This window comes from Streptomyces sp. 13-12-16 (genome assembly GCF_002114215.1).
Classification (GTDB): Bacteria; Actinomycetota; Actinomycetes; order Streptomycetales; family Streptomycetaceae; genus Streptomyces.
This window is the reverse complement of sequence record NZ_NCTE01000310.1, coordinates 6,312-9,562: the sequence shown is the minus strand read 5'-3', so window position 1 is coordinate 9,562 and position 3,251 is coordinate 6,312. Positions and strand designations below refer to the sequence as shown.

General features: G+C 73.5%; 1 protein-coding gene. It reads right to left on the bottom strand.

The genetic code is table 11. The features are described from left to right. A partial coding sequence (locus B7767_RS47280; protein WP_218775792.1) for a type I polyketide synthase occupies positions 1-3,251 on the bottom strand: 3,251 nt, incomplete at both ends.

The following is a 3,251-nucleotide window of genomic DNA, read 5'->3' as shown; positions in this document are numbered from 1 at the left end:
TGTCCGGTGTCGAGGTGGCGGTCGAGGGTGGTGCAGACCTCGTCGAACGCCTCGCGGAAGACGGTGTGGGTGTCGTACAGGGTGCGGCCCATGCCCGCACGCTGTGATCCCTGACCCGTGAACAGGAACGCCGTCCGGCCGGGAAGGGGCGTGCCACGGACCACGGCCGGGGACGGGCCGTCGACGGCGAGGGCGTCGAGGGCGCGAGCGAACGCCTCCTGCTCGTCGGCGATGACCACGGCCCGGTGCGGGAAGAGGGTGCGGGTGGTGGCGAGGGCGTGCGCGACCTGGTCAGGACGTGCCCCGGGGGCGTGCGCGAGATGCTCGCGCAACTGCCGGGCCTGGTCGCGGAGCGCCTGCTCGGTCTTGGCCGACAGCATCCAGGGAACGACGGTCCCCTCGGGGGCGTCCGGTTCCTGCTCGGTTTCCACTTCCTGCGGCGTGGGCGGGGCTTCGAGGATGAGGTGGGCGTTGGTGCCGCTGATGCCGAAGGAGGAGACGGCGGCGCGGCGGGGGTGGCCGGTCTCGGGCCAGGGCCGGGCCTCGGTCAGCAGCCGTACGTTGCCGGTGCTCCAGTCGATGTGGGGGCTGGGCTCGTCGACGTGGAGCGTCTTGGGCAGGGTGCCGTGGCGCATGGCCTGGATCATCTTGATGACCCCGCCGATGCCGGCGGCGGCCTGGGCGTGACCGATGTTGGACTTCAGCGAGCCGAGCCACAGGGGCTCTTCACGGTTCTGCCCGTAGGTGGCGAGCAGGGCCTGCGCCTCGATCGGGTCACCGAGCGAGGTGCCGGTGCCGTGCGCCTCGACGGCGTCGACCTGGTCGGGGGTGAGGCCGGCCCCGGCCAGCGCGGACTGGATGACGCGCTGCTGGGAGGGGCCGTTGGGTGCGGTCAGGCCGTTGCTGGCGCCGTCCTGGTTGACGGCGGAGCCGCGGATGACGGCCAGGACGGTGTGTCCGTTGGCCTCGGCGTCGGAGAGCCGTTCGAGCAGGACCATGCCCGCGCCCTCCGCCCAGATCGTCCCGTCGGCGCCGGCCCCGAAGGACTTGCACCGGCCGTCCGGGGCCAGCCCGCGCTGCCGGCTGAACTCCATGAACATGCCGGGATTGGCCATCACGGTGGCGCCGCCCGCGAGCGCCATGGTGGACTCGCCGTTGCGCAGCGACTGGCAGGCCAGATGGAGCGCCACGAGCGACGACGAGCAGGCCGTGTCGACGGTGACCGCCGGACCCTCGAAACCGAACGTGTAGGAGAGGCGTCCGGAGGCCACGCTCGCCGTGGTTCCCGTCAGCAGGAAGCCGTCGACCGGCTCGCCGCCCCGGTGGACCAGGGAGCCGTACTCCTGGGTGACCACGCCGGTGAAGACCCCGGTGTCGGTGGAGCGCAGGGTGTCGGGCCGGATGCCCGCGTTCTCGAACGCCTCCCAGGCCGTCTCCAGGAGGAGCCGCTGCTGGGGGTCGAGCGCGAGGGCCTCGCGGGGGCTGATGCCGAAGAACTCGGCGTCGAAGCGGTCGGCGTCGTACAGGAAGCCGCCCTCACGGGCGTAGGTCTTCCCGCGGACGTCCGGGTCCGGGTCGTAGATGTCGGCGAGGTCCCAGCCGCGGTTCGTGGGGAACGCCCCGATGGCGTCCACCCCCTCGGCGACCAGCCGCCACAGCTCCTCCGGTGAACCGGCGTCGCCGGGGAAGCGGCAGCCCATGCCCACGATCGCGATCGGCTCGTCGTCGGCGGGAGCGGCGCCCCCGTCCTCGGCGGCCCCGGCGGACTCCGTGGCCCCGGTCCCGGTCTCGGCGCCGGCCGTGCCGAGGGCGGCCAGGAGAGCCTCGTCGTCGACCAGTTCGTCCTTGAGGTAGGTGATCAGTGCGGCGGGCGTGGGGTAGTCGAACAGCATGGTGGACGGAAGGTGCAGGCTCAGCGTCTCGCTCAGCGCGAGGAGCAGCTCCATGCCGGCCAGCGAGTCGAAGCCCAGCTCCTTGAACGGCTGCTCGGGATCGATCACCGGTGGAGAGCTGTGGCCGAGGACGATGGCGGCGTGCCTGCCGAGCACGTCCAGGAGCAGGTCGCGCTGCTCGGCCTCGGGCAGGCCGGCGAGCCGCCGCCCCAGCGAGGAGTCGTCCTGGACGGTGTCGTCCTCCCGCTCGGCGGGCGGTGCCTGGGCGGGGACCAGATCCGCCAGCAACGGGGACAACCGGGCCGGCCCCCGCTGTTCGCGTGCGCCGGCGACGTCGAGCCCGGCGGGCACGAGTGCCGCCCGCTTCGTCCCGAGGGCCGCGTCGAAGAGCGCGAGCGCGCGTGCGGCGGGCATGGGAGTAAGTCCGCCGCGGCTCATACGGGCCAGGTCCTGCTCGTCCAGGGTGTCGGCCATGCCGCTCTCCCACAGGCCCCAGGCCAGGGACGTGGCGGGCAGCCCCGCCGTGCGCCGCTGCTGGGCGAGTGCGTCGAGGAAGGCGTTGGCGGCGGCGTAGTTGGCCTGGCCGGGGGAGCCGAGGACACCGACCACCGACGAGAACAGCACGAACGCGTCCAGGTCCAGGTCCAGGTCCCGGGTCAGCTCGTGCAGGTTCCACGCCCCGTCCACCTTCGGACGCAGCACCGTGTCCAGCCGGTCCCGGTCGAGCTCGGTGACCACGCCGTCGTCCAGGACACCCGCGCAGTGCACGACCGCGCCGAGCGGATGCTCCTGCGGCAGGCCCGCGAGCAGGGCCTCCAGCGACCGCCGGTCGGCGACGTCGCAGGCCGCGACGGTGACCTCGGCGCCGAGGCCGGTCAGCTCCTCGACGAGTGTGCCCGCCGCGCCGGGTCCGCTCCTGCTGGTCAGCAGCAGCCGGCGGACACCGTGCCGGGTGACGAGGTGACGCGCGAGGAGGGCGCCGAGGGCGCCGGTGCCGCCGGTGACGAGTACCGTCCGCCGCGCGTCGAACGCCGTGACGGGCACGGGACCGGCGGTGACGGGGGCGAGCCGGGGAACCAGCAACCGGCCTTCACGAAGGGCCAGTTGAGGCTCCCCGGTGGCCAGGGCCGCTGCGAAGACCTCGGTGGAGGCCGGTGAGCCGTCGAAGTCGACGAGGGTGAACCGGTCCGGGTGCTCGGACTGCGCCGAGCGGATCAGGCCCCACACCGACGCGCCGGCCGGATCGGCGCCGGAACCCTCGCGTCCCGCGTCCGCGTCGGTGCACACCGCGCCTTCGGTGAGGACCACCAGACGGGAGGTGTTCGCCCCGTCGGCCAGCATCTCGTGGAGCAGCTCCAG